Here is a 25527-nt window from a genome sequence, read left to right on the forward strand (position 1 = left end):
ATGTCTGAGACTCCACTGGATTGGCAACCCGCGACACTGCCGACGCCCCAACCCCTGAGCGGTCGTTTCGTCCGACTGGAAAAGCTGGACATGTCTCGCCATGCCGATGAGCTGTGGGCAGTACTTCAGGGACCGGACGCCGACCCCCGACTGTGGGACTACCTGCCCTATGGGCCCTTCCAAGATCGCGATGCCTTCGATGCCTGGCTGGCTCGTCATCAGGCAGAGACCGATCCGTGGTTCTACAGCGTGGTCAACCAGCAAACGGGCAAAACCGAGGGCGTGATCAGCTTTCTGTCGATCTTCCCTGCGCATGGCCGGATCGAAATCGGTCACGTGACCTTCAGCGCCGCCATGCAGCGCACGCCCAAGGGCACCGAGGCGATTTATCTGCTGGCCAGGGAAGCCTTCCGGCTGGGCAATCGTCGCCTGGAATGGAAATGCAACGCCAGCAACGCCCGCTCCAAACGTGCCGCCGAACGCTTCGGTTTCAGCTACGAAGGCACCTTCCGCCAGCACATGGTGGTCAAAGGTGTGAATCGCGACACCGCGTGGTACTCGATCCTGGACAGCGAATGGCCCGCCCTGCAAACCGCCTTTGAACGCTGGCTGGCAGTGGATAACTTCAAGGAGGGTGAGCAGATCAAAGGGCTGGAAGCGTTTCGGCAGTAGGTTCAGCGTGCGGATCGGAACCGTGAGCTGCAGTTTTGATCGTTCCCACGCCGTGCGTGGTAACGCCGCCCGGGACGCTCCGCGCCTCATTCCGAGCTGTATGAATAAAAAAAGGGAGCCACGAAGGCTCCCCCAGAGGTAAACGGTTTAGCTGTTCGGACAGGCGCTCTGTCCGGTCAGCCTTCGATTTCAATCAGGATCTCGCCCGGATTGACGCGGTCGCCCTTGGCGACATGGATAGCGACAATCTTGCCGGCGATGGAAGCCTGGACCTCGGTTTCCATTTTCATCGCTTCGGTGATCAGCACGGCCTGGCCGACCTTGACGCTGTCGCCTTCCTTGACCAGCACATCGACGATGTTGCCCGGCATGGTGGTGCTGACGTGGCCCGGCGCATGTGCCTGCTGGCGCTTGCTCGCACCGCCACTGACAAACTCGTTGAGCGGTTCGAACACCACTTCTTCCGGCATGCCATCAATCGACAGGTAGAAATGACGCTTGCCCTCGGCTTTCACCCCGACACCCGTGATGTCGACGCGATAGGTCTCGCCGTGCACATCGATGACGAACTCGGTCGGCACGCCCTCTCCGCCTGCACGGGCCACGCCTCCCGCTTCGGGAATCGGCAGCAACACTTCCGCAGACAAGGTCCCGGCAGCCCGCTCCTCAAGGAACTTGCGACCGATGTCCGGGAACATGGCGAAGGTCAGCACGTCTTCCTCTGACTTGGCCAGCGCCCCGATGTCGGCCCGCAGCTTGGTCATTTCCGGTTTGAGCAAATCGGCCGGGCGCACATCGATCAGCTCCTCGTTGCCGATGGCCTGACGACGCAGCTTCTCGTCCACCTGACCTGGCGCCTTGCCGTAGCCGCCCTGCAGGTACAGCTTCACTTCATTGGTGATGGTCTTGTAACGCTCGCCCGCCAGCACGTTGAAAAACGCCTGGGTGCCCACGATCTGCGAGGTCGGCGTGACCAACGGCGGATAGCCCAGGTCCTTGCGCACACGCGGAATTTCAGCCAGCACTTCGTTCATGCGGTTGAGCGCGCCCTGCTCCTTGAGCTGGTTGGCCAGGTTGGAAATCATCCCGCCCGGCACCTGATTGACCTGCACGCGGGTATCGACGGCGGTGAATTCGCTTTCGAACTGGTGGTATTTCTTGCGCACGGCATAGAAGTACAGACCGATGTCCTGCAGCAGTTCCAGGTCAAGACCGGTGTCGAACTCGCTGCCTTTGAGTGCCGCGACCATGGATTCAGTACCGGGATGGCTGGTGCCCCAGGCGAAACTGGAGATAGCCGTATCGATATGATCCGCGCCGTTCTCGACCGCCTTGAGCTGACACATCGCGGCCAGTCCTGCCGTGTCATGGGAATGAATGAATACCGGCAGCGACTGCTCGGCCTTCAGCGCCCGGACCAGCTCACCGGTCGCGAACGGCGTGAGCAGGCCGGCCATGTCCTTGATCGCGACCGAGTCGCAACCCATAGCCTCCATCTGCCGGGCCTGCGCCACGAACGCGTCGATGGTGTGAACCGGGCTGGTGGTGTAAGCGATGGTGCCTTGCGCATGCTTGCCTGCCGCCTTCACCGCTTCGATGGCCACACGCAGGTTACGGACGTCGTTCATGGCATCGAAAATGCGGAACACGTCGATGCCATTGACGGCTGCCTTGGCGACAAACGCCCTGACCACGTCATCGCTGTAATGGCGATAGCCCAGCAGGTTCTGACCGCGCAGCAACATTTGCAGGCGGGTGTTGGGCAGCGCCGCACGCAGTTGGCGCAGGCGCTCCCACGGGTCTTCCTTCAGAAAACGCACGCAGGCATCGAACGTCGCGCCGCCCCAGACTTCCAGCGACCAGTAGCCGACCTTGTCGAGCTTTTCGCAGATCGGCAGCATGTCTTCGGTGCGCATGCGCGTGGCCAGCAACGATTGGTGAGCATCACGCAGGATGGTGTCGGTAACGAAGATCTTCTTGGACATTTCAGTATTCCTTACAGGCCTGCGTGGGCGGCAATGGCGGCGGCGATGGCCAGAGCCAGCTCTTCGGGTTTGCGCTTGATCGAGTAGTTGGTCAGTTCAGGATGACTTTCGACGAAGCTGGTATTGAACTCACCGCTGCGGAATTCCGGGTTGCGCAGGATTTCCTGGTAATAAGCGGCGGTGGTCTTCACCCCTTGCAGACGCATGTCGTCCAGGGCACGAAGGCCGCGGTCCATCGCTTCTTCCCAGGTCAGCGCCCAGACGATCAGCTTCAGGCACATCGAGTCGTAGAACGGCGGGATGGTGTAGCCGGTGTAGATCGCCGTATCGGTGCGCACACCAGGGCCGCCGGGTGCGTAATAACGGGTGATCTTGCCGAAACTGGGCAGGAAGTTGTTTTTCGGGTCTTCGGCGTTGATCCGGAACTGCAACGCGAAGCCGCGATGGATGATGTCTTCCTGTTTGACCGACAGCGGCTGGCCGGACGCGATGCGAATCTGCTCGCGAACGATATCGATACCGGTGATTTCTTCAGTGATGGTGTGCTCCACCTGAACGCGGGTGTTCATTTCCATGAAGTACACCTCGCCCTCGGCGAGCAGGAACTCCACGGTGCCAGCGTTCTCGTAACCCACCGCCTTGGCCGCGCGCACGGACAGATCACCGATGTAGGCGCGCTGTTCCGGGGTCAGTTGCGGGCTGGGGGCGATTTCGATGAGCTTCTGGTTGCGGCGCTGGATCGAGCAGTCACGCTCGAACAGGTGCACGACGTTGCCGAAGCTGTCGCCCAGAATCTGCGCTTCGATGTGCTTGGGATTGACGATGCACTTTTCCAGAAACACTTCGGCGGAACCAAAGGCCTTGGTCGCTTCCGAGATCACTCGGGGAAAGGCCTGCTCCAGTTCTTCACGGCTGTTGCAGCGACGGATGCCGCGTCCGCCACCACCGGAAGTGGCCTTGAGCATCACCGGATAGCCGATGCGATCCCCTTCGATCAGCGCCTCCTGAATGTCGGCGACGTTGCCTTCGGTGCCCGGTGTGACCGGCACCCCGGCCTTGATCATGCTGCGGCGCGCTTCAGTCTTGTCACCCATACGGCGAATGACTTCAGCAGACGGGCCAATGAACTTGATTCCACGTTCGGCGCAGATGTCTGCCAGTTCAGCATTTTCCGAGAGAAAACCATAACCGGGATGCAGCGCATCACAACCGGTTTCCACGGCCAGATTGACCAGCTTGCGCGGGTTCAGGTAACCCGCCAGCGGTTCGGCACCAATGCTATAGGCTTCGTCAGCGCGTTTGACATGCAGGGCATGGCGGTCGGCGTCGGAAAAGATGGCCACCGAGCGAATGCCCATCTCGGCGCAGGCGCGCACGATACGAACGGCAATCTCTCCACGGTTGGCAATCAATATTTTTGTTATCACTGGCGTTTCCTCGACCTATAAGGACCAACGGCCCGGCTGCTTTTATGTAACCGGGCATGTGACTCATTGCCGCAGGGACACCCTATGCCTGATCGAGAATTAATAAAAATGAGTAAAAATTGGGTTACACATAAGTAAAAGCTTATAGTCAGCGTTTCGACCGTCCAAAGGAGTCGCCATAAATGCGTAAGTCATTGATGCGTATGACATTGCGTCAGCTGCGCATTTTCAATGAAGTGTGCGACCTGCGCTCCTACAGCCGGGCAGCCGAGGAAATGGCGTTGACCCAGCCTGCCGTCAGCCTGCAGATTCGTCAGCTGGAAGAGCTGGTCGGGCAACCGCTGTTCGAATACGTCGGTAAGAAGCTCTACCTCACCGAAGCCGCAGAAGCGCTTCAGGCCGCCAGCAAGGACATCTTCGGCCGGCTGGAAAACCTCGATATGCAGCTCTCGGACATGCAGGGCTCCCTGCAAGGTCAGCTCAAGCTGGCCATCGAATCGAGCTGCAAGTATTTCATCCCGCACCTGTTTGCCGCCTTCAAACGCCAGCATCCGGAAGTCAGCCTGAACCTGACCGTGGTTAACCGCGCGCTGGTCATCAGAAGGCTGTCGGACAACCGTGATGACCTGGTGATCATGTCGATGGTGCCGCAGGACATGGGCCTTGAGTTTCTGCCGTTCCTCAACAATCCCATCGTTGCCGTCGCGCCACCGGATCATCCGCTGTGCAGTCAGGCCGCGCTGAGCCTCAAGGACCTGGAGCCCTGGCCGCTGCTGACCCGTGAGCCAGGGTCTGGCACACGCCGTGCGTGCGAAGAGTATTTCAAGGAAAAACGCGTGCACTTCCTGCAGACATCGGAAGTGTCATCAAGCGAAGCACAGCGCGAGTGCGTGGTGGCCGGGCTGGGGCTGGCAATGCTGACACGTCACGCGGTGTGTCAGGAGCTGGCCAGCGGCGCTCTCGTGGAGCTGCCCGTGGCCGAGCTGCCGTTGTATCGAAGCTGGTGCGTGGTTCAAGGCCGAGACAAACGCCTGTCTCCGGTGGCCCACGCTTTTCTGGCGTTCATTCGCAGCGAACGGGCGCAGATCAGCCAGCTTGTCGAGCGCTTCGACGGCCGTCCCCGGACGGCGTGATGGTTTGCCAGACCGGGCCGGTCACGCCGTCCAGGTAGTCACACAGGTCCTGATTGAGCTGACGCGCCTCACAGTAGCTCTCGATCGCACGACGAAACTCCATGCGACGCTGATCTTCCTGCTGACGGCGGGTTTTCACGGTGCTGTTGGGTAAATCGTCGTAGTGCCGAGCCATGTCCTGTCTCCCAATACGTTTCGAGGGAGTACAGGGTGACGCCCGGCCGTGACGATCAGGTGGCGCACGCATGACGATTTGATGAAAACATCAGACTGCTCAAACGATACATATGTACGCTTTTTGGCCGCTTTTTCGAGGGATAGTGATCGCACGTCAAGCAACACCCCCACTACCCAAGTCAAGGAGCGACACAATGACCCTTCAAACCCGAAACTGGACCGCACGCCTCGTCACGGCCCCTGGCGCTGAACCCCTGTTCTGCGTCGATGGCATCGTCACGGTCGGCAACACGGCCGTCGAACCAAAGCTGGTCGTCAGCCCGCTTCAGGACCGCTCACACGGCCTGAAACTGGAACTGGTGCTCGAAGACAAGTACATGGGACTTCAGGTCATCAACGAGAAGCATGTTCTGTACCGCCAGGCCGGTGGTGCACAGATACCGAACGTGACCGTCTGGTATCAAGGTGAAGAGCTGGTTCACATCGAACAGGTGAGCGTGACGGGCTGATTGTCGACCTGATCGCGTCATGCAACGCCCGCCAGACGCTTGAAGTCGCTGGCGGGCGTTTTTGCTTGTGGCCCGTCAGTCTTCGTGGGTCTTGATCGACTTGGGCGACAGGCGCAAACCGCGCAGGCTGCGTTTGACGCTCTTGAGATGATTGACCAGGCTCGGTCCGCGCGCCATGGCAACGCCCATCGCCAGCACATCGATCACGACCAGATGCGCGATGCGCGAGGTCAGCGGCGTATAAATCTCGGTGTCTTCGTGAACGTCGATGGCCAGATTGACCGAAGACAGCTCGGCCAGTGGCGTCTGGCTTGGACACAGGGTGATCAGGGTCGCGCCGCTTTCACGCACCATGTTGGCGGTGATCAGCAGGTCTTTGGAACGGCCTGACTGGGAAATGCACACCGCGACATCTGTCGGCTTGAGCGTCGCCGCCGACATGGCTTGCATGTGAGGATCGGAATACGCCGCCGCCGTCAGCAGCAGGCGGAAGAACTTGTGTTGCGCATCAGCAGCAACAGCGCCGGACGCACCGAAACCGTAGAACTCGACCCGATTGGCACCGGCCATTGCCGTAACGGCCTGCTGCAGCGCATGCGGATCAAGGTTTTCGCGCACTTCCATCAACGTGTGCAGGGTGGTGTCGAAAATCTTCAGACTGTAGTCGGCGACCGAATCGTCTTCATGAATTGCAAACTGCCCGAAGCTCGCGCCCGCTGCCAGGCTCTGGGCCAGCTTGAGCTTGAGGTCCTGAAACCCTGTGCACCCAATGGCGCGGCAGAAACGCACGATGGTCGGTTCGCTGATCCCCACGCTATGGGCCAGATCAGCCATGGAACTGTGCATCACAGCGGCAGGGTCGAGCAGCACATGGTCGGCTACCTTGAGCTCCGATTTGCGCAGCAGGTGACGTGACTGGGCGATGTGTTGCAGCAGATTCAAAAGGCAGACTCGGTAATGAAGCGGTGGGCGGGTTGTAGCTTTCTTGTAGTTATACTACATGACCTGCGAGACGCCCAGTTAAACGAACGTGGAACGTCTTACACGGACGCAGGAAGGGCGAATCGCTCTTTTTTGTGGGAATAATCCTACATTATGCCGAATCCACTACAAACCCGACGCTGTCTCAGCGTGACTGAATCAGCATCGCGGCCATGGCCGACGCCTCGATCGGCCGGCTGATCAGATACCCCTGCACCTCATCGCATCCATGCTCCCTGAGGAACTCCAGCTGACTCTGGTTTTCAACGCCCTCGGCGACCACCCTCAAACCCAGGCTGTGAGCCATGGAAATGATCGCTTGAATGATCGCCGCGTCCTCGGTGCCGTCATCCAGTCCACTGATAAACGCCTGATCGATCTTGACGTAATCCACCGGAAAGCGTCGCAGGTAACTCAATGAAGAGTAGCCGGTGCCGAAGTCGTCGATGGCCAGTTTCACACCCAGCTCACGCAACTGCTGAAAGGTCGCGATGATATGTTCGACGCTGTCGAGCAACTGGCTCTCGGTCAGTTCCAGCTCCAGCCATTGCGGTTCCAGACCGGTTTCCTCAAGCACCTGCCGCACCAGGCTCACCAGTTTCCCCTGACGCAATTGATGGACCGACAGGTTGACCGATACCCTGATCGGCGCCATGCCCTGACGCTGCCACTCGCAGGCTTGCCAGCACGCCTTGCGCAGCACGAATTCGCCGATGGCGCCGATCAACCCGGTTTCCTCGGCAAGCCCGATGAACTCGCCCGGTGGCACCATGCCGCGCTGGGGGTGGTGCCAGCGCACCAACGCTTCGGCCGAGTCCAGGCGTCCACTCCTCAGGCTCAGCTTGGGCTGGTAAAAGACCTGCAATTGATGATCTTCAATAGCCCTGCGCAGCTGGATTTCCAGTTGCAGGCGCTCAAGCGTGCTGGCTTGCAGGCTCTCGGTGAAGAACTGGAAATTGTTGCCGCCCATGTGCTTGGCGTGCTGCATCGCCATGTTCGCCTGACTCACAAGCGCCGAGACTTCACGGGCTGAATCAGGCAACAGACTGATGCCCACTGAGGCGCTGATCACCAGCTCGTGCCCCCCCACCGACAACGGGACGCGCAGCTTGCTGAGCAGGCGGCTGGTCACTCGCGCCAGGCTGGAGAGGTTGGCATAGGCGTCGAACAGGACCGCAAACTCGTCGCCTGACAGCCGAGCGATGATGTCAGCTTCCGGCATCGCGCTGCTCAATCGGCGGGCCACATGCTTGAGCAACTGGTCAGCCACTTCGTGGCCCAGGCTTTCATTGAGTAATTTGAAGCGGTCGAGGTTGATGTGCAGCAACGCCAGGCTTCGACCTGTGCGCTGAACGCGCTGGCGTATCTCATGCAGACGCTGGGTGAACAATGAGCGGTTTGCCAGCCCCGTCAATTCATCGAAATGGGCCAGATAACGCATGCGCTCCTCAGCAGCACGCCGTGCCGAAAGATCGGAGAAAAAGCCGACAATATGGCTGGTTTTCCCTGCTTTATCGCGCACGGCGTTCAGCTGTAGCCACTGAGGATACAGCTCGCCATTCTTGCGGGTTTCAACCAGTTCGCCCTGCCATTGCCCGGTTTGCTCCAGAGAGTGGTGGATGGCCTGAAAATGACGACGGGCATCCCGGCTGCTGGCGATGTCCATCACCTTGCGACCGATCACATCGTCCGATTGATAGCCACTGAACCGGCTGAACGCCTGATTGACTGTCAGGATGGTGTAATCCGGATCGAAGATCACGATACCTTCGCTGGCCGCATCGAACACGGTTGCAGCCAGCCTCGGTGGGCTCTTGCTCAGGGCCTGATTGGCCTCTTCAAGCTCAAGCGTGCGCTGAGCGACACGCTCTTCCAGCCCCGCCTGCGCCTCCCGCAAGCCACGTTCGGCCTCGCGGCGCTGTTCGATTTCACGGGCCAGCTCAGTGTTGAGCGCCACGCTGACCGCTTGCGCCTGCTGTAGATGCTCGATCAACGCCTGATTCTGAAAACGCTGCAACAGACTGCACTGCATCAGACGATTGATCTGCCAGGCCACCACGCTCAGGGCGAACAACAGAATTAATCCCAGCCAGCCCCAGCCGCGCAACGGCACATCGCCGCCCCAGAACAGATAGAGAATCGGCGGCAACAGGCAGGACAGGCTGAACACCAGAAACGCAGAAATGCTGACGGCATAGGCCACGCTGGCGGACAGAATCGCCGCGCCGATCATGCCGAAGACCCACGCCTGCTGCTGGAAATTTTCGACCGGAACCAGCACCACGGCTGCCGCTGCCAGGGTCAGCCCGCTGACACAGGCGCCCAGCAGAAACATTCGCCGCCAGACCGCATGCACCTGACGCTGCGGCGGCGCAGCCCGAAACGCGGCGACCTGAATGATGCGCAGGCACACCAGCGCGGCCAGCCAGCCCAGCCAGATCCCGACGAGCACATAACGCTCCGGACTCCACAGCAGCCAGGCACAGACAAGCCCGCTCACAAACATCAACAGCGTTGGCAGCAACGAACCCTGATAAAGAAGACGCGTGCGCTCGACCGCCAGTTGGGCAGTGAACGGCTTGAGAGAGCTATGGCGAGTGCTGTCAGGTGCATCGCCCGCGCTGAAGCGGTATGTCATGGCGTCGTTCTTGTATTTGATCAGGCCCCGCCTGCGCCCCTCTGGAGCGTTCAAACAGGGCCTTGGCCTTGAGCGTGTGCGGAGCATACACAAGGGTTTGGGCAGACCAAACAGCCGCTTTGCACAAAAATATCAATTTGCCATTGCGCAGGATGGCGTTCATTCGCTCAGGGCACAGCACGCAATGCTTGCAGCCCTGACCCACCGGTCGTCAGTGTCACAGGTTTTTTTATTGCCTCACACAAAGCATGGTTTGCCCGTCATGACGCAGCACCCTAGAATGCGCCGATGCGCGATGATCTCTCTCTGCTTCTCAATTCCCTCAACGATGCCCAACGTCAGGCCGTAGCCGCCTCCTTGGGTCGTCAGTTGGTCCTGGCCGGTGCTGGCTCCGGCAAAACCCGTGTGCTGGTGCATCGCATCGCCTGGCTGATGCAGGTCGAGCAAGCCTCCCCGCACTCAGTGCTGTCGGTGACCTTCACCAACAAGGCCGCTGCCGAGATGCGTCATCGCATCGAGCAACTGATGGGCATCAGCCCGGCAGGCATGTGGGTCGGCACGTTCCACGGCCTGGCGCACCGCCTGTTGCGGGCGCACTGGCAGGAAGCCGGGCTGGTGCAGACCTTCCAGATTCTGGACAGCGACGACCAGCAGCGCGTGGTCAAACGCGTGATCCGCGACCTGGGCCTGGACGAGCAACGCTGGCCGGCGCGTCAGGCACAGTGGTTCATCAATGGGCAGAAAGACGAAGGGCTGCGTCCGCAGCACATTCAGGCCAGCGGTGACCTGTTCCTGACCACCATGCGCAGCATCTATGAAGCCTACGAAGCGGCCTGCCAGCGGGCCGGCGTGATCGACTTCTCGGAACTGCTGCTGCGCGCCCTGGATCTTTGGCGTGACAACCCGGGTCTGCTGGCGCACTACCAGCGCCGCTTCCGCCACGTGCTGGTGGACGAATTCCAGGACACCAACGCCGTGCAGTACGCCTGGTTGCGTCTGCTGGCACAGGGCGGCGACAGTCTGATGGTGGTCGGCGACGACGACCAGTCCATCTACGGCTGGCGCGGCGCGAAGATCGAGAACATTCATCAATACTCGTCCGACTTCCCGGACACCGAGGTCATCCGTCTTGAGCAGAACTACCGCTCCACGGCGAGCATCCTCAAGGCGGCCAACGGCCTGATCGTCAACAACAGCGGTCGTCTGGGCAAAGAGCTGTGGACCGATGTCGGCGACGGCGAACTGATCAGCCTGTACGCGGCCTTCAACGAACACGATGAAGCGCGCTACGTGGTCGAGACCATCGAGAGTGTGCTCAAGACCGGTATCTCGCGTAACGACATCGCCATTCTCTATCGCTCCAACGCCCAGTCACGGGTGCTGGAAGAAGCCTTGCTGCGCGAGCGCATTCCGTATCGCATCTATGGCGGCCAGCGCTTCTTCGAACGCGCCGAGATCAAGAACGCCATGGCGTACCTGCGCCTGCTGGAAGGTCGCGGCAACGATGCGGCGCTTGAGCGGGTCATTAACGTCCCGGCACGCGGCATCGGTGAGAAGACTGTCGAAGCCATCCGCGAACACGCCCGTCACGCCGATGTGTCGATGTGGGAGGCCATGCGCCTGCTGGTCGCCAATAAAGGCCTGACCGGCCGCGCAGCGACTGCGCTGGGCGGGTTCATCGAGCTGATCGAGAACCTGTCGGCCAAGGTCATGGAGATGCCGCTGCACCTCATGACCCAGACGGTCATCGAGCAATCCGGGCTGATCACCTACCACGAGCAGGAAAAAGGCGAGAAAGGCCAGGCCCGGGTAGAAAACCTTGAGGAGCTGGTCAGCGCTGCGCGTGCCTTCGAAAATACCGAAAGCGAAGAGGACCTGACCCCGCTGGCGGCTTTCCTCGGCCACGCGTCGCTGGAAGCCGGCGATACTCAGGCTCAGGAGCACGAAGAAAGCATTCAACTGATGACGCTGCACAGCGCCAAGGGCCTGGAGTTTCCGCACGTGTTCCTGGTGGGCATGGAAGAAGGGCTGTTCCCGCACAAGATGAGCCTGGAAGAGCCCGGCCGTCTTGAAGAGGAGCGCCGTCTGGCGTACGTGGGCATCACCCGCGCCATGCAGCAACTGGTCATGACCTACGCCGAGACGCGTCGCCTGTACGGCAGCGAGACCTACAACAAGGTGTCGCGTTTCGTTCGCGAAATCCCGCCGGCGCTGATTCAGGAAGTGCGTCTGTCCAACAGCGTCAGTCGCCCGTTCGGCGGCACTCAGAAGGTCAACAACAGCAGCCTGTTCACCGGCACCGGCATCCCGGAAACCGAGTTCACTCTGGGCCAGCGTGTACAGCATGCGGTATTCGGTGAAGGCGTGATCCTCAATTTCGAGGGCGCTGGCGCCCAGGCCCGCGTGCAGGTCAACTTCGCCGAAGGCAGCAAGTGGCTGATGATGGGCTACGCGAAGCTGGTGGCGTTGTAACCGGTTCTGCGGGAGCGTCTGGTTGAAGGCATAGCGTGGGGGAGGCGGCTTGCCGGCGATGCATTTTGTGAAGCGACCTATCAGCGACTGAACGGACGCCATCGCCGGCAAGCCGCCTTCCACAGTACGTTGGCGGCTGCAGGGCTTGTGTATAAAGCTGAGCACGCAGCGTGGGGACGATCAGTCAGCGGGTTGTGCTTTCATTCAGCGATACGCGTGTATAACTGAACGTGTAGACGACCAAGCCCACAAGCCGCAGCGAAAAGTCTTACGCTATTTGTGTAAAAGTCCGAAACATTAACGCGCTGGTCATTGAGCCATGTGCTGTGCAACATGGCGCGCGTGCAATCACAAAACGGGAATACCCTTATGCAACGTTTTCTAAGCATCGCGATGGCGCTGTGCATCGGGCTCACACTGAGCCTGGATGTGAACGCCGCGCGTTTCGGTGGTGGCAAGAGCATGGGCTCGGCGCCGACCCATCAGGCGCGCCAGACAGCGCCTTCTACACCGGCTGCTACCCCTAACGCTGCTGGCCGCCCGACACCTGCCGCGAGCGGCGCGTCCCGCTGGCTGGGTCCATTGGCCGGTATCGCGGCCGGTGGCATGCTCGCCGCCATGTTCATGGGTGACGGCTTCCAGGGCCTGCAACTGTTCGACTTCCTGATCATGGGCCTGATCGCCTTCCTGATCTTCCGCTTCATTGCGCGCAAGCGTCAGCAGCAACAGCCGAAAATGGCCGGTGCCGGTGCGCCTTACCAGCGTGAAGTCAGCCAGCCTGCGCAAAACCCGATCTTCGGCAGCAGTTCCGCCGCTTCCGCAGCACCGGTCATCAATGCGCCTGCCTGGTTCAATGAAGAACGCTTCCTTGAGGCCGCTCGTAGCCACTTTCAGTCGCTCCAGCAGCACTGGGATGCCAATGAGATGGACAAGATCGCCGAGTTCGTGACCCCGCAAATGCTTCAGTTCCTGAAAAAGGAACGAGCCGATCTGGGCGACGGCTTCCAGTCGACGTACATCGACAACCTCAACGTCCAGCTGGACGGTGTGGATGATCGTGCCGACAAGACCATCGCGACCCTGACTTTCTCGGGCGTGTCCAAGACCTCGCGCTTTGACCAGGGCGAAGTATTCAGCGAAAGCTGGAACATGGAACGTGCGCAAGGCGACAACCAGCCCTGGCTGGTAGCAGGAATTCGCCAGAACGGTTGAACCAGATACCGTTCCTGCGTTCAGAACCCCGGACATGTCCGGGGTTTTTGTTTATCCGTTCGGATAGTTATTTTGAGAAAGCCTTTACGCTACTGTATAACCCGCGCCATCAAGTAAGAGGATCCGTGTCGTGGAAGAAGTCATCGAACAACTGCGTGAAGCAAACGAACCCGTTCCGGTTCCGCTCGAATTGCCCGATGAGGACCAACTGGTCGAGATCGAGGAACAGCTGTTCATCAACATCCCGTTTGTCTTCAAGGAGTTTCTCCTGACTGTCAGCGACGTGGTGTACGGCAGCCTGGAGCCCGTTACGGTCACAGACCCGCAGTCGCATACCTATCTGCCGGATGTGGCAGCGACGGCATGGGACAACGGCGTGCCGCGCGAGCTGATTCCGATCTGCCAGGACGGCGACGACTACTACTGCGTCGAAGAGGACGGCACCGTGTTGTTGTGGTCGGCCGAAGAAGAGTTGGTCACCGAAGAAAGCTGGGAATCGGTCTGGCATTGGGCACGGGACGTCTGGCTGGAAAGCTGAGACGCCCCGAGCTGTATCGCAGGCAGACCTGTCACCGGGCTCAATGCCCGGATGACTCCTGATTGTTGTTACCCAGCGTGTCCAGCAAAGCGACCTGCATGCGCGTATGCACGCGGATGAACCACCGCCACAACAGCGCCGCAACCAACGCGCCAATCAGCGCAATGACCAGCAACAATTCGTTGGCCGGAAGAATGCTCGCCGACAGCGCCGCCAGCATGACGAAAATCACCGCCAGCGAAACCAGTGGAATCACCTCAGCCACCACCTTGCGCACCCGTGCCGTATGACGGCCAGCCATCTCCGGTTTCACGCCCATCTCCGCCAGCAACATCGACAGCGCCTTGAGCTTGCGATACGCCGCAATCAGGAATGGCAGCGAGAGCAGCAACGCTGCACCACAAATCCATGCCTTCTGATGGCTGACATCACCGACCCACTCGCTCATGTAGCCGCCGATGCGCTCGGCGAAATAGCCGCCGCTGAAGAAGATCGCCATGACCAACGCCAGGTTGACGCAGACCTGCAGCAGGATGCGGCGGATCATCTTCGCCAACACCGCGCCCTGCCCCTGTGGCTGAATGCTGCGCAGCCATTCGCCGTACAGATTGAAGACCCGTGCGACGCGTCCGGGCACCATCGTGGCCAGCTTGTTCGACAGCGGATCAGCGCCGCGAATCAGGTAGGGCGTCAACAAGGTGGTGATGGCCGAAACGGCAACCGCCACCGGGTACAGGAAGTCGCTGGTGACCTGCAGCGTCATGCCCAGCGCCGCAATGATGAAAGAGAACTCGCCAATCTGTGACAGCCCCATCCCCACACGTAACGAAGTACGGCCATCGTTGCCCGCGATAAACGCGCCCAGCCCGCAGGACAGCATCTTGCCCAGCACCACCGCAACGGTAATGACTGCAATGGGCCAGGCGTAATCGAGCAGGATCTGCGGGTCGATCATCAAGCCGATCGCCACGAAGAAGATCGCGCTGAACATGTCGCGGATCGGCTCGATCAGGCGCTCGATCTTTATCAGCTCGCGGGACTCGGCCATGATCGCGCCGATCAGGAATGCGCCCAGGACCATGCTGTATTCCAGCTTGACCACCAGCAGGCAGAAACCGAAACACAGGCCCAGCACTGTCACCAGCAGCATTTCGTTGCTTTCGAATTTGGCCACGTAGGCCAGCACTCGCGGCACCAGCAGAATGCCGATCACCAGCGCCACGATCATGAACAGCGACAATTTGCCGACCGTCGAGAACACCTCGCCAGAGCTGACCGAGCCGCTGACGGCGATGCCGGACAACAGCGCGATGATGCCGATGCCCAGGATGTCTTCAACGATCAGCACCCCGAAGATCAACTGCGCGAAGCGCTCGTTCTTCATCTTCAGGTCGTTGAGCGCCTTGACGATGATCGTGGTCGAAGAAATCGCCAGAATCGCTCCCAGAAACAGCGAGTCCATGGTTTTCCAGCCGAAGAACTGGCCGATTTCATAGCCGATCCAGATCATCAGGGCTATTTCGAGGAACGCGGCAATGAACGCCGTGGCACCGACCTTGAACAGTTTGCGCAGGCTGAATTCCAGGCCCAGGCAAAACATCAGGAAGATGACCCCCAGCTCGGCAAGGGTCTTGATCGTGTCTTCGTCGTGGATCAGGCCTACGGGCGGCGTGTGCGGGCCGATGATGAAACCCGCAACGATGTAGCCCAGCACCACGGGTTGTCGCAGTCGATGGAAGAGGATCGTCACCACGCCCGCCACCAGCATGATCACTGCCAGGTCCTGAATGAAATTGATGGCATGCATGGGGGTGTCGCTCCTTATGGGTGATGACTCCTCGGACCGGTAGCGACACTCCTGGCGCGTCACCTACCAATAATTCCGTCATCAAAATCTGATGAAACCGTAGGAAAAAACCCGATCCACGGGTTTTTGAAGGTTAACACTGCACTCTTCGACAAAAAGCCGGTGCAATATATGGAAACAGATGGAGGGAGGCGTGACGGACGTCGGACGGCCAGCGTCCCGATAACTGTGCAGACTGTCTGGCTGCAACACTTCGAGCGCCAATACAGGCGCCACTTGAACACCCTGACCGTGTGAGTACGCTATGGAACCCGGAAACGCCCAGCTGTCGATGACTGTTTTGATGACCCCGGACATGGCCAACTTCTCTGGCAATGTGCACGGCGGCACGTTACTCAAATACCTGGATGAAGTGGCCTACGCCTGCGCGAGCCGCTATGCCGGACGCTATGTGGTGACGCTGTCCGTGGACCAGGTGATTTTCCGTGAGCCGGTGCATGTCGGCGAACTGGTGACGTTCCTGGCGTCGGTGAACTACACCGGCAACACCTCGATGGAGGTCGGCATCAAGGTCGTGACAGAAAACATCCGCGAGCGCTCGGTGCGCCACTCCAACAGCTGCTTCTTCACCATGGTGGCCGTGGACGACAACCGCAAACCCGCCAGCGTCCCGCCGCTGGAGCCCGAGAGCCCTGAAGCCAAGCGTCGCTACATGCAGGCGCAGCAACGTCGCCAGATCCGCCAGGAACTGGAAAAGCGTTATCAGGAAATCAAGGAAGAAGCCTTGTAAGACCCGGCTCAGGCAAGGATGCCTGAGCCATCAGCCTGCTCACGCGGTTTACAGCCGTACCGCTTCGAAACGCACCCGCGGATGAGCGATACGGTCCTGTGCGCGCACCAGCTCAAGCTCGTAGCTGCCGCACGCCTGGGTTTCCAGCAGCACTTCGTGCACGGCAGACGCGGTGAACTCGAACGCCGCGACCAGATCATCGCCCAACAGCACGCGCGACAGAAACAGGCCCGAGGTCAGATCGCCCACGCCCACCGGCTGACGCGGAAACGCCAGCAATGGACGGCGCAGGTGCCAACTGGCGTCAGCGGTCACCAGCAGCATCTCAAAACCGTCGGCGGCCTTGCCGGGGTAATCCAGGTGTTTGACCACCACCGCTTTCGGGCCTCGCGCCAGCAGCGCTTTTGCCATGCCCAGGCAGTCGAGCAGTGATTGCGGCTTGCGCCCCGAAAAGCTGTCCAGCTCCAGCTGATTGGGACACAGAAAGTCGGCCATGGCAGCGGCCTCTTCCAGCAGGAAGTCGCTGACTTCTGCCGGGACGATGCAGCCCTTCTCGGGATGGCCCATTACCGGATCGCACAGGTACAGCGCCTTGGGGTTGGCGGCCTTGATGCGCGCCACGCCGGTCAGAATCGCCCGTCCTTGCGCAGCACTGCCCAGGTAGCCCGACAGCACGGCGTCGCAGTTGCCCAGCTCGCCAATCGCGGCAATGCCGTCGATCAGGGCCGGAATCTGCTGCGGAGCCAGCACTTCGCCTGTCCATTGCTTGTATTGCGTGTGGTTGGAGAACTGAACCGTGTTGAGCGGCCAGACATTGACCCCGATACGTTGCATCGGAAACACCGCCGCACTGTTGCCAGCGTGGCCGAAGACCACGTGGGACTGGATAGCGAGCAAGTGAGGTGTACGTTTCATGGGAGTATCCTGAACACGATGCAAATGCAGTAATGAGAAATATAAGTCGCACAGTATGGCTGTAAATCACTCAGGACAGTTAAGCTGGTGGCTCCTTCGCTGGAGCACTCTGTCATGCTGACCCTGGGAAACATTTTCGTGCTGATGCTGTTCGCAAGCGCTGCGGCCTGGTGGTGGCACGCCCACGGTCTGCGCGAGAAAGCGCTGGAGCGGGTCAAGCAGCACTGCGCGCGGCTCGAACTTGAACTGCTGGACGGCAATGTGGCCTTGCGCCGCCTCACGTTCGCCCGCGATGCTCAGGGTCACAAGCGCCTGGCAAGGGTGTACGGTTTCGAGTTCACCGTCACCGGCGAACAACGCCATCCCGGCACCATCACCATGTTCGGTGCCCACACCGCCCAGATCGAGCTGGCACCCTACCCGTTCGAAATCAAAACGCCACCGCCCAGCGCTGAAATCATCCAGATGAGCGAATGGCGTCAGTCGCATCAGAAGTGGAAGCAGTAGGCGCTGTTTCCGGGGAGGGAGCTTGCCCGCGATGTGGTCGAAGCGGTCCTTCTGAAATACCGCGTCGACTGCATCGCTGGCAAGCCGCCTCCCAAAGTTCTTTGTCTGCTGTGAGACAGCGCTACGTCAGAAACACTTCCCGCAATCAGGTGTCTGCCAAGAGGCACTCGGCCATCTGCGCCTGCAGCACGTCGACATCCTGAGGACTCGAGAAGATCAGCTCCAGCCGCGAGTCCTGTCGCCACTCGCTGAGATGCCAGGCCAGCCGTCCGCTTTGCGCAACATTGCCTGAATACCAGCCACCTTCGCTGTGGATAACCATCTTGGCCCGTCGCCAGGACAGGCTTTCCAGCCAATGCAATACGCGTATCAGGTCAAACTGTTGCGAGGGGTGCCAACGCCATCCGATGCTCCAGCCTTCCGCACTTTCCTGACTCAGACAGATGGGCACGTCGGGATCGGCCCAGACCGCTGGCAACTTCGCGATACTGCGGGGCAATTCGAGGTTATCCACAGCGCTTTTATCCACAGACGCGTCCTGTCGATAGCCGGGTAAGCGGTCAAGCGGCAGTTCGCTGTAACGCGTCCAGAGCAGCTCATGCCTCGCCAGTTGCTCTGCCAACGACTGCCTGGCGCTCTCATCCAGAGACTCGGACTTGTTCATGATCACGAGACCCGCCTGCGCCAGTGCTTGCTGCTGAGTCACTGACAACCGATCGCCTTCGTGCATGGCAGCGGCGTCCAGCACCATGACGCTTGGCTGAACGGCCAGCACGCCGCGCCACGGCGCTTCACGCAACTGCGCCATCAACTGCGCAGGATGTCCCAGCCCCGATGGCTCGATCAGCAGCCGGTCAGGCCTGGCCTTGCGCAATAACCGACCCAGACCGATCTGAAACGGCACGCCGTTGACACAGCACAGGCAGCCGCCAGCCACTTCGCCAAGTGCGATACCATCGTCGGCGGTGGTCAGCAGTGCGGCATCCAGGCCGATCTGTCCGAACTCGTTGATCAACACAGCCCAGCGCTCATGGTCAGGTTTCTGGGCCAGCAATCGCTTGATCAGGCTGGTCTTGCCGGCACCCAGCGGGCCACCGATAACATGAGTCGGAATGTTCTGCAGCATGGAAATTCACTTCTGCGAGTACGTTCGCCATTGAAGAGCAAGGAAAGGTCACGATGCAAGTAAGGCGGCTGTCTGCCGTATCAACACTCCTGCTGGGACTGTCTTCGGGGCACGTGTGGGCGCAGGCGTGCCTGGTGCACAGTCAGGCCGAAAGACTGGATGTCAAAGTCTGTCAGGAGAACATCAACATCCCGGCAAACCTGTTTCACGACAGCTTTTGTCAGCCTCAATTGGCAGGTCAGAAGACCGACGTGACCTATTCACCTCAGTGCCCGACGGGCGCTTTTGGCGTGTGCAGCAATGCACAGGTCGCCAACATGCCGTATCGCGAGAACATCCATTATTACGGCGTCGCCACTGATGCCCTGTACCTGAAACCGTTCTGCGAAGGTCAGAGCAAGGGCCAGTGGCTGACGCCGAAATAACGTCTCAGGCCAGCCAGTCCAGGGTCAGAATCAACCGTCGTTCATCACGCCCCAGGGCTGGCGAGCGGTGCACGAGACCACCGCCTTCGTTCCCACGCCAGCGCTCGCCCTTGAGCAACGCCACGTGCGCCGTATCGATCTGCTGAATCAGGCTGGCGTCCATCGGCTCTGCGTCTGCGCGGCCCAGCTGTTTGCGGTCGATGACGCCTTCCTCAAGCCACTGACTGCCGCATCCTGCGTAGGTGGTGATCAACCGCACCGGCACATGATCGACATGAAAGCGCGGGCACATGGCCTTGTCGAGCACGCGCAAACGCAGGCCGACGCTCTCTGCGCCCAACAGGCAGGCATAGGCGCTGACCAGCCAGGACACGTCGGCGATAAAGCCTTGATAACCCTGCAGGTCGGCGTAGCCGGACGCCAGCGTGCGCAGATCAGGTTCGACATCGCCACCCTTTACGTCCAGTGTCAGCGATTCGGAGAGTGGCTGCCCCATCGACAGGAGCAACGCGCCAAAATCTTCGATGTGTGCGGGTAACTGACGCTGCCACACGGCCAGGTTGACGCCATCCTCCAGCACATCGCCCAATACATCAGGGGTATCACCGTGCGTCTGACGCGTCAGCGGCGGATATTTCAGCAAATGGGCAGGCATCATGCGGCCACCTCTTCGTGCCATGGGCCAAAGGGATCATTCAGCGCACGCCAGTGCTCGACACCCACCGCCATTTCGTCGTCATTGAGCAGGCACTCGTCCAGTTCCTCGTGCAATCGATCGAAGTCGATGTTCTGGCCGATAAACACCAGTTCCTGACGGCAATCCCCGGTTTCCGTCGACCAGTTGTCCAGAATCGAGGTCACGCTTTCCTGATCTTCAGGCCAGCTCTCGCGAGTGACGAAGCGCCACCAACGGCCTGCAAAACCATGGCGCATCAGCCCGCCTGCCTGAGACCAACTGCCTGCCTCCTTGTATTTGCTGGCCAGCCAGAAGAAACCTTTGGAGCGCAGCAACTTGCCATTGGTCCATGGACGATTGATAAAGTTGAAAAACCGCTCGGGGTGAAACGGGCGACGCGCGCGATAAGCCGTTGAGGCGATGCCGTACGCTTCGGTTTCCGGAAGGTGCTCGCCGCGCATTTCCTTCAACCAGCCCGGGGCCTGTGAGGCGCGGTCAAAGTCGAAGCGTTCGGTATTGAGAATACGCGTCAGCGGCACCTCACCCATGACCATCGGGATGATGTCGGCGTCGGCATTCAGGCTTCTCAGGATGGCCATCAGCTCTTCGCGTTGGTGAGAACTGATCAGATCGATCTTGCTGATCAGGATGACGTCGGCGAACTCGACCTGCTCGATCAGCAGGTCGGTAATCGAGCGATCATCGTCCTCGCCCAGGGTTTCGCCACGCGTGTCCAGGCCATTGGCCGCTTCGTAGTCGAGCAGGAAATTCACCCCGTCGACCACCGTCACCATGGTGTCCAGACGCGCCAGGTCGGTCAGGCTCTTGCCTGCTTCATCGCGAAACGTGAAGGTTTCTGCGACCGGCAATGGCTCGGAAATGCCCGTGGACTCGATCAGCAGATAATCGAAGCGTCCGTCCTGCGCCAGGCGGCTGACTTCTTCGAGCAGGTCTTCACGCAAGGTGCAGCAAATACATCCATTGCTCATCTCGATGAGTCTTTCTTCGGCGCGGTTCAGGCTGACGTCGCGCTGAACCTCACTGCCGTCGATGTTGATTTCGCTCATGTCGTTGACGATCACAGCCACGCGCAGACTTTCACGATTGCGCAGCACGTAATTAAGTAAGGTGCTCTTGCCCGCGCCAAGAAATCCGGACAGCACAGTGACGGGTAAACGGTTCGACATCAGGATTCTCCAGCCGGAACGCAAGGTTTTGACCTTGTTCATATAGGCTGCGACGAATCCCTCTGGCAGCCCGCTCTAATCACCACGAGATGTTATAGTATAACAACCTCGAATAGCTACCCGCTCAATGAAAGGTTCGTCATGAGAGATGTCTCGTCATGTTTTCTTGTTGCACTGATGCTGACCTGCATTCCCGCAATGGCGGCCGGTGCAAGGCCTGCCGCCGATCTGGCGTTGTGCACGCGCAGCGCAACGGTGCTGGCGTGCAGCGACGCACTGGGTAATCACTACAGTGTCACCACGGCGGGGCAAACGACCTGGCTGAGAGGCTATGAAGTGCTGGATAAACGCCGCTGGGTGCAGACCAACAGCCGCTACGATCAGCTGACGTTCTTCACCGGTCTGGCGTCGGATGGCGAAGCCTGGATAGGTACCATCCAGCGCGTGGGCTGGACGACGATTACACGGGTTTCAAGCTCGAATGGCACCCGCAGCAAGATCACCTGCAGCCGCCTGAACGGCTGCAGATAAAGGGTCAGACCTGCTGTTCCTGCTTCTGGGCCTGCACCCAGGCCATGTGCGAATCCACGGGCGGGTTGCGCTGGAAGTAACGCTGCAGTCCGTCGAACAAACCGTCGGCAACGGCCTGTTGATGACGCGCCGTGACCAGGCGCTGACTGTCTCGGCTGTTGGAGATGAATCCGGTCTCGACCAGAATCGATGGCACGTCCGGCGATTTGAGCACCGCGAACCCGGCCTGCTCCACGCGCTTCTGGTGCAGCGTGGTGATGCCTTCCAGACTGCCCAGCACCGTGTGCCCCAGTTGCAGGCTGGCGGCAATGGTTGCGTTCATCGACATGTCGAGAATCACCCCGGCCAGCATCGGATCCTTGTCTTTCAGATTGAGCAGCGAGCTTGCCCCCAGCAGGTCTGCGCCATTCTCGCGCTGGGCCATGAAGCGCGCGGTTGCAGAAGTCGCGCCGCCTTCGGACAAGGCAAACACCGACGCACCAGACGCCGTCAGGCGTGGCGCGGCATCGGCATGCACGGAGATGAACATGTCGGCGTTGGATTTGTGAGCGAATTCGACACGCTTGCGCAGTGGCACGAAGAAGTCGTCGTTGCGCACCAGTCGCACGTCGAAACCCTTCTCGCGCTTGAGACGCCGGGCCAGCAACTGGGCGATGGACAGCACTACATCTTTCTCACGCTCGCCACGGGAACCCACCGCGCCCGGATCTTTGCCACCATGACCGGCATCGACCACGACCATGATGTCGCGACCGCCAGTACGTGCCTTGGCGGGCTCTTTGACCGGCACCGGCGGTGGCAGCTCGGCCATCTGTACGGGCGCATGAACCGTGGAACTCATGTCGAGCACCAACCGATGACCCTGGTCGCCCTGAGGGCCGAGCAGGAAACTGTTCAACTGCACCGGCGCCGTCAGGTCCAGCACAATGCGCGTGTCGTCGCCCGTGCCGTAATGGCCGGAACGGATGGATTTGATAACAGTTCGATCCAGCGCCAACTGGCTAAAATCACCGGTCAATCGCGAGCCACTGACGTCGATGATCAACCGGTCGGGCGACGTGAGCGAGAAGGTTTTGTATTGCACCGGGCCGCTCAGGTCGAGGACCAGGCGAAGTTTGTCATTGGTACGCCACAGACGCGCGTTTCGGATCTGCGTGGCATAAGCACCCAGCGGCAAGGTCAGGGCCGCGCCGGCCAAGAGCATATTGAGCAGCATTTGACGTCTGTGCATGGGATGTCTCAAGCGCAAAAACGAGCATCCCGGCTCACGAAGGGTTCATCCATAAGATTAGTAACAATATAACATGCAGTTACAATCGAAAGATGAAGTCCTTCATGAAGATTAAGTCATGGAACACTCACCCTGACTGACAATAAATCGTCCGTTTCTTGGAGAGTGTTCCACGTGGAACGTAACCTGATGAATTGAATCAAGTACGCGGCGCAACGGTGCCGCACTGTGCGCCCAGCCATACGGCACGGGTGTCCATGCTGCCGTTCTGCTGCTGACCCGTGGCGTTGAACGTGCCCACCACTTTGGTGGTGAACTCACGATCGCTGAGGAACTGCGCTTGCCCGGTGCCCTGCGCTTTTGGGCAACTGAACTGGAAGTTCCAGGTCTTACCATTGCGCGCGGTGATTTTCTGCGTGCAGCCAGACTTGGGATCGGTCAGCGGAATATTGTCTGATTGCACCTGCGCCGGCGTCAGGCAAACACGAACGCCCTGCCCGCCCAGCGTGACGCCCTGCTTCTGCATCATCTGCTCCATCATGGCCCGCTGCTCGGGTGGCAGGTTCTTCAATTGGCCCAGCATCAGCTGCAAATCGGGTAACTGCTGGCCATCCACCTTCATGTTGCTGGAGGTCAGTTCCCACAGGCCGGGTTGCAGCATCTGCGCTTGCGCCAGTGGCGTTGCCAGGCAAAAGATCCAGGCCAACATACGTTTATTCATTTGAGTATTCCTGAGCAGCAATGACAGATTCAGACAAAAGCTGGAAACCAGCCGGAAGATGAGGCTTAGACGATAGAAGCGCTGCCCAGTTGCACCGGGAATAAAATAGCGACATTCCCCGTTGGCTGTGGTCTGTTAGGCAGCAAAGCCGAGGAGCATTGTTCCACATGGATTATCACGACCCGTATTTTTTCGGTTACGTCCTGGGTTTTATACATCTGCTGGGGACCGGTGCCGCAATTCACGCACTGTTGACTGTACGCACCTCCCAAGGCGCGATTGCCTGGGCGATGCCGCTGCTGTTCATCCCTTATTTCACCCTGATCCCTTATCTGGTGTTCGGACGAAGCTCGTTCGATGCGTACATCAAGGCGCGTCGCGAAGCCAACCAGGAAATGCGTGTCGCCATCGGCAGCCTCAACTGGCGGCCATGGATTGAGGAAGCCGTTGCTGCGCGTCGCTCGGACGCGTATGCGTCGTTGCGTGCCATGCCCAAGCTGGGGCACATGCCAGCGCTGGCCAATAACAAGGTCAGGCTGTTGATCAATGGTGATGCCACGTTCGGGGCCATCTTTGACGCGATACGCGAAGCCCGGCAGACGATCCTGATTCAGTTCTTCATCATTCACGACGATGCCCTTGGCAGGCAGCTGCAAGCCCTGTTGCTGGAGAAGGCAGCGCAAGGCGTAGCGATCTTTGTCCTCTACGACCGCATCGGCAGCCATGCCCTGCCTGCCGCGTACAGTGAAAAACTACGCGCAGGCGGTGTACAGATCAAAGCTTTCGCCACCCATGCCGGCTGGCTCAACCGCTTCCAGATCAACTTTCGCAACCACCGCAAGATCGTGGTGGTGGACGGTCTGAAAGGTTACATGGGCGGACACAACGTCGGCGACGAATACATGGGGCTCAAGCCGCCTCTGGCGCCGTGGCGTGACACCCACGTCGAAGTCATCGGCCCCGTGGTCGCCTGCTTGCAGGAGTCGTTTGCCGAGGACTGGTTCTGGGCCACTCGTGAATTGCCGCCGTTGAGCCTGCCCGAAACCTTTCCCGAGGATGGCGTGCTGTGTCAGTTGCTTGCCAGCGGCCCGGCCGATGCGCAGGAAACCTGCTCGCTGTTCTTCGTCGAAGCCATTCATGCTGCCGAAGAACGCGTCTGGATCACCAGCCCCTACTTCATCCCGGACGAGGCCGTCTCAGCCGCCTTGCGTCTGGCCGTACTGCGTGGAGTGGACGTGCGCCTGCTGCTGCCGTCCCGTCCCGACCATTACGTGGTCTACGCCGCGTCCAGCCTGTACGCCTTCGACGCGGTACGCGCAGGCGTCAGAGTGTTTCGCTACGAGCCTGGCTTCCTGCACCAGAAGGTGGTGCTGGTGGACAACGAAATCACCGCCATCGGCAGCGCCAACCTCGACAACCGCTCGTTCCGTCTCAACTTCGAACTGATGCTGCTGACGGTGGATCCAGACTTTTCCAGCCAGGTCGAAGCCATGCTTAACGCCGACTTCGCCCTGGCGCGGGAAATTTCCATTCAGGAGAGCCGGGAAACGCGAAGGCTGCACCAGCTGGGCATGCGCGTGGCTCGGTTGATTTCACCGATTCTGTAGCGTGCAGGGGACGTCAGCGTAGACAGCTCACAGGCGATATAGGCTACGCGTCAGCGCCAGCCCTTTCGCGAGCAAGCTCGCTCCCACGGTTCGCGCATTGTAGGAGCGGACTTGTCCGCGAATGCGGCGGTTGGGCGATTGCATCTCTGGTGGATGTACCGGCCTCTTCGCGGACAAGTCCGCTTGTATGGTTAGACTTGAAGGGGTGGTGGGACGAACAGTTCGCATCTGACTGCTGTAACAGTACAGACCGTGGGAGA

General features: G+C 59.8%; 23 protein-coding genes. 11 read left to right on the forward strand and 12 right to left on the reverse strand.

Going from position 1 to position 25527, the window contains the following annotated elements:
* Positions 1-672 carry a GNAT family N-acetyltransferase gene (locus BUB69_RS27155; RefSeq protein WP_073173049.1) on the forward strand — a complete coding sequence of 224 codons (672 nt, stop codon included), beginning with the start codon at positions 1-3 and terminating at the stop codon, positions 670-672.
* A 176-nt stretch (positions 673-848) separates the two neighbouring features.
* On the opposite strand, the gene oadA is transcribed toward BUB69_RS27155, so the two are convergent.
* Both oadA and BUB69_RS27165 read right to left on the reverse strand, forming a co-directional pair.
* Positions 849-2657: a sodium-extruding oxaloacetate decarboxylase subunit alpha gene (gene oadA / locus BUB69_RS27160; protein WP_073173052.1), complete on the reverse strand. Its 1809-nt coding sequence runs from the start codon at positions 2655-2657 to the stop codon at positions 849-851.
* An 11-nt stretch (positions 2658-2668) separates the two neighbouring features.
* Complete coding sequence (locus BUB69_RS27165; protein ID WP_073173054.1) at positions 2669-4084, reverse strand: acetyl-CoA carboxylase biotin carboxylase subunit; 1416 nt, start codon at positions 4082-4084, stop codon at positions 2669-2671.
* 197 nt (positions 4085-4281) lie between these two features.
* Between BUB69_RS27165 and BUB69_RS27170 the strand changes: the two genes are divergently transcribed.
* Entirely contained in the window at positions 4282-5217 is a 936-nt protein-coding gene (locus BUB69_RS27170; protein WP_217654486.1) for a LysR family transcriptional regulator, read from the forward strand.
* Here BUB69_RS27170 and BUB69_RS27175 read toward each other — a convergent pair.
* A complete protein-coding gene (locus BUB69_RS27175) occupies positions 5171-5356 on the reverse strand; it encodes a PA3496 family putative envelope integrity protein (RefSeq protein WP_425439411.1) in 186 nt (61 codons plus the stop codon). The genes BUB69_RS27170 and BUB69_RS27175 overlap by 47 nt on opposite strands.
* 232 nt (positions 5357-5588) lie before the next feature.
* Between BUB69_RS27175 and BUB69_RS27180 the strand changes: the two genes are divergently transcribed.
* Positions 5589-5903, forward strand: coding sequence for a hypothetical protein (locus tag BUB69_RS27180; protein ID WP_073173063.1), 315 nt, complete (start codon positions 5589-5591; stop codon positions 5901-5903).
* Between the two features lie 75 nt (positions 5904-5978).
* On the opposite strand, the gene hexR is transcribed toward BUB69_RS27180, so the two are convergent.
* Both hexR and BUB69_RS27190 read right to left on the reverse strand, forming a co-directional pair.
* Entirely contained in the window at positions 5979-6845 is an 867-nt protein-coding gene (hexR, locus tag BUB69_RS27185; protein ID WP_073173066.1) for a transcriptional regulator HexR, read from the reverse strand.
* 184 nt (positions 6846-7029) lie between these two features.
* Entirely contained in the window at positions 7030-9522 is a 2493-nt protein-coding gene (locus BUB69_RS27190) for a putative bifunctional diguanylate cyclase/phosphodiesterase (RefSeq protein ID WP_073173069.1), read from the reverse strand.
* 288 nt (positions 9523-9810) lie between these two features.
* On the opposite strand from BUB69_RS27190, the gene uvrD reads away from it, so the two are divergent.
* The 3 genes from uvrD (at position 9811) to BUB69_RS27205 (ending at position 13744) form a co-directional block, all read left to right on the forward strand.
* Positions 9811-11994: a DNA helicase II gene (gene uvrD / locus BUB69_RS27195; RefSeq protein WP_073173072.1), complete on the forward strand. Its 2184-nt coding sequence runs from the start codon at positions 9811-9813 to the stop codon at positions 11992-11994.
* 369 nt (positions 11995-12363) lie between these two features.
* The gene (locus BUB69_RS27200; protein WP_073173075.1) at positions 12364-13206 is read left to right on the forward strand and encodes a Tim44 domain-containing protein; all 843 of its coding nucleotides are present in this window, start codon (positions 12364-12366) and stop codon (positions 13204-13206) included.
* A 130-nt stretch (positions 13207-13336) separates the two neighbouring features.
* On the forward strand, positions 13337-13744 hold the full coding sequence (locus BUB69_RS27205; RefSeq protein ID WP_073173078.1) for an SMI1/KNR4 family protein: 408 nt from the start codon (positions 13337-13339) through the stop codon (positions 13742-13744).
* A 40-nt stretch (positions 13745-13784) separates the two neighbouring features.
* Here the strand turns inward: BUB69_RS27205 and BUB69_RS27210 are convergent, their stop codons facing one another.
* Complete coding sequence (locus BUB69_RS27210; protein WP_073173080.1) at positions 13785-15551, reverse strand: cation:proton antiporter; 1767 nt, start codon at positions 15549-15551, stop codon at positions 13785-13787.
* A gap of 304 nt (positions 15552-15855) precedes the next feature.
* Between BUB69_RS27210 and BUB69_RS27215 the strand changes: the two genes are divergently transcribed.
* Positions 15856-16341 carry an acyl-CoA thioesterase gene (locus BUB69_RS27215; RefSeq protein ID WP_073173083.1) on the forward strand — a complete coding sequence of 162 codons (486 nt, stop codon included), beginning with the start codon at positions 15856-15858 and terminating at the stop codon, positions 16339-16341.
* A 48-nt stretch (positions 16342-16389) separates the two neighbouring features.
* On the opposite strand, the gene pdxY is transcribed toward BUB69_RS27215, so the two are convergent.
* On the reverse strand, positions 16390-17256 hold the full coding sequence (gene pdxY / locus BUB69_RS27220) for a pyridoxal kinase PdxY (RefSeq protein ID WP_024684996.1): 867 nt from the start codon (positions 17254-17256) through the stop codon (positions 16390-16392).
* 114 nt (positions 17257-17370) lie between these two features.
* Here pdxY and BUB69_RS27225 point away from each other — a divergent pair, with 114 nt between their 5' ends.
* Positions 17371-17763: a DUF3301 domain-containing protein gene (locus BUB69_RS27225; protein ID WP_004881684.1), complete on the forward strand. Its 393-nt coding sequence runs from the start codon at positions 17371-17373 to the stop codon at positions 17761-17763.
* A gap of 145 nt (positions 17764-17908) precedes the next feature.
* On the opposite strand, the gene BUB69_RS27230 is transcribed toward BUB69_RS27225, so the two are convergent.
* Positions 17909-18889, reverse strand: a complete 981-nt coding sequence (locus tag BUB69_RS27230) for a CobW family GTP-binding protein (protein ID WP_073173088.1) — start codon at positions 18887-18889, stop codon at positions 17909-17911.
* A gap of 53 nt (positions 18890-18942) precedes the next feature.
* On the opposite strand from BUB69_RS27230, the gene BUB69_RS27235 reads away from it, so the two are divergent.
* Positions 18943-19314 carry an NADH:ubiquinone oxidoreductase gene (locus BUB69_RS27235; RefSeq protein WP_073173091.1) on the forward strand — a complete coding sequence of 124 codons (372 nt, stop codon included), beginning with the start codon at positions 18943-18945 and terminating at the stop codon, positions 19312-19314.
* 4 nt (positions 19315-19318) lie between these two features.
* Here the strand turns inward: BUB69_RS27235 and BUB69_RS27240 are convergent, their stop codons facing one another.
* Together BUB69_RS27240 and zigA are read right to left on the reverse strand one after the other, a co-directional pair.
* A complete protein-coding gene (locus BUB69_RS27240) occupies positions 19319-19969 on the reverse strand; it encodes a DUF1826 domain-containing protein (RefSeq protein WP_073173112.1) in 651 nt (216 codons plus the stop codon).
* Positions 19969-21177 (reverse strand): zinc metallochaperone GTPase ZigA, encoded by a 1209-nt coding sequence (zigA, locus tag BUB69_RS27245; RefSeq protein WP_073173115.1) that lies wholly within the window; start codon positions 21175-21177, stop codon positions 19969-19971. Before zigA ends, BUB69_RS27240 begins: the two co-directional genes overlap by 1 nt.
* 141 nt (positions 21178-21318) lie before the next feature.
* On the opposite strand from zigA, the gene BUB69_RS27250 reads away from it, so the two are divergent.
* Entirely contained in the window at positions 21319-21708 is a 390-nt protein-coding gene (locus BUB69_RS27250) for a glutamine synthetase (protein ID WP_073173095.1), read from the forward strand.
* A 4-nt stretch (positions 21709-21712) separates the two neighbouring features.
* Here the strand turns inward: BUB69_RS27250 and BUB69_RS27255 are convergent, their stop codons facing one another.
* The gene (locus tag BUB69_RS27255) at positions 21713-22939 is read right to left on the reverse strand and encodes an N-acetylmuramoyl-L-alanine amidase (RefSeq protein WP_073173100.1); all 1227 of its coding nucleotides are present in this window, start codon (positions 22937-22939) and stop codon (positions 21713-21715) included.
* A gap of 199 nt (positions 22940-23138) precedes the next feature.
* Positions 23139-23660 carry a DUF3617 domain-containing protein gene (locus tag BUB69_RS27260; RefSeq protein ID WP_073173103.1) on the reverse strand — a complete coding sequence of 174 codons (522 nt, stop codon included), beginning with the start codon at positions 23658-23660 and terminating at the stop codon, positions 23139-23141.
* Between the two features lie 167 nt (positions 23661-23827).
* Between BUB69_RS27260 and cls the strand changes: the two genes are divergently transcribed.
* Positions 23828-25267, forward strand: coding sequence for a cardiolipin synthase (gene cls, locus BUB69_RS27265; protein ID WP_073173106.1), 1440 nt, complete (start codon positions 23828-23830; stop codon positions 25265-25267).
* Positions 25268-25527: the final 260 nt, after the last annotated feature.

This window comes from Pseudomonas asturiensis (assembly GCF_900143095.1).
Classification (GTDB): Bacteria; Pseudomonadota; Gammaproteobacteria; order Pseudomonadales; family Pseudomonadaceae; genus Aquipseudomonas; species Aquipseudomonas asturiensis.